The sequence below is a fragment of the Burkholderia sp. BCC1640 genome, assembly GCF_902833125.1.
GTDB lineage: Bacteria > Pseudomonadota > Gammaproteobacteria > Burkholderiales > Burkholderiaceae > Burkholderia > Burkholderia diffusa.
Genome location: NZ_CADFEF010000084.1, coordinates 1 through 1,454 on the forward strand (window position 1 = coordinate 1; position 1,454 = coordinate 1,454).

The 1,454-nt window shown below is 63.6% G+C and carries 1 protein-coding gene; it reads right to left on the reverse strand.

Translation table 11 applies throughout. The features are described from left to right. Window positions 1–18: 18 nt before the first annotated feature. Window positions 19–1,224 (reverse strand): IS110 family transposase, encoded by a 1,206-nt coding sequence (locus HWX25_RS32540; protein ID WP_175912686.1) that lies wholly within the window; start codon window positions 1,222–1,224, stop codon window positions 19–21. Window positions 1,225–1,454: the final 230 nt, after the last annotated feature.

The window sequence follows — 1,454 nt, forward strand, 5'->3', positions numbered from 1 at the left end:
GTGCCCCTATGTGTTTCGTCAAGCGGTAGGGGCTGACTTGGGTTGGTAAATGGTGCCGTCGCGCAGCATGGCGAACAGGACGTCACAGCGTCGCCGTGCGAGCGCGATGAGCGCTTGGTTGTGGCGCTTGCCCTGCTGGATCTTGCGCGCGTAATAGGCCCGCGAGACGGGGTCTCGCAAGGCTGCGAAGGCGGATAGGAACAAGGCGCGCTTGAGCACCTTGTTGCCGCGTCTGGATGGATGTTCGCCTCGGATAGACGAGCCTGAGCGCCGGGTGACCGGGGCAAGGCCAGCGTAGGCCGCCAAGTGTGCAGCCGAAGCGAAGGCTTTGTGGGCGACTTCGGTCAGGAGTCTGGCGGCGGTCCTGACGCCGACTCCCGGCATGCTGGTCAGGACCGGCCAAAGAGGGTGAGCAAGCACCAGTCGCTCCACTTCGGCAGCGACCTCGTCACGCTGCTTACGCAAAGCCGCAAGCTGCTGGGCCAAACGAGGCATGACGATGGTGGCAGCTTGTGTGCCGGGCACGATCACGGCTTGTTCGTGCAAAGCCTGAACGATCTCAGCCGCCAAGCTTTTGCCCATGCGGGGCGCGAGCTTGGTCAGGCGGTTGGCGAGCGTCTTCTCGCTGGTTGCGGCAAGCGCGGCGGGTGATGGGTAGCGCTCAAGCAGATCGAGCACCGCCGGATGGTCGAGGCGCGGTCCGAGAACGCGCTCGAGCGCCGGATGGATCTGGGTGAGCAGGCCGCGAATGCGGTTGCTGGTTTGAGTGACCTGAGCGGCGAGATCATCGTCGAAGCCGCACAGCATGGTGAGCTCGGCGAGCTGCTCGTCGGCCAATCGAAGTGAGCGCAGCGTATGCGGCATCGAGCGGGCGGCTTCGGCAATGATCGCGGCGTCGCGGGCATCGGTCTTGGCTTCACCTGCATGCAGATCGGCGATGCGGCGCATGGCCAGTCCGGGCAGATAGGCGACGAATACGCCTTCCGCGCGGGCGACGGCCACCGGAAGCGCGCCGATGGTGGAAGGCTGATCGACGACGAACAGCAATCGACCGTGAGTCTTGAGTTCGGCGATGAGAGCTCGCAGTTTGACCTCGTCGTTGGGTAGCGCCTTGTTGTACAGACGCTTGCCGTTCCGATCGAGCGCAACGGCGTGATGCTGGCCTTTACCGACATCGACGCCGACGAAGACATCGACGGCACCATGTTGTTGAGTGTCTTGCATCGAAGTATGAGCAGAGTGAACGGATTGGCCTGCAACAACGGTGGCAAGTCTCGGCATCCACGTTACGGACGGCGTCGGGATATCCCGGCCAAACCCCTATCAGCGATCACCAGCCACCCACCAGGCCCGGTGACAACACCCCCCGGATCATGACTGCGACTGGGGGCGAGAATCATGCCGGGCCTGGCTGGCCAAAGCCCCGATTATCGGGGCACGAAGATAGTAACGGG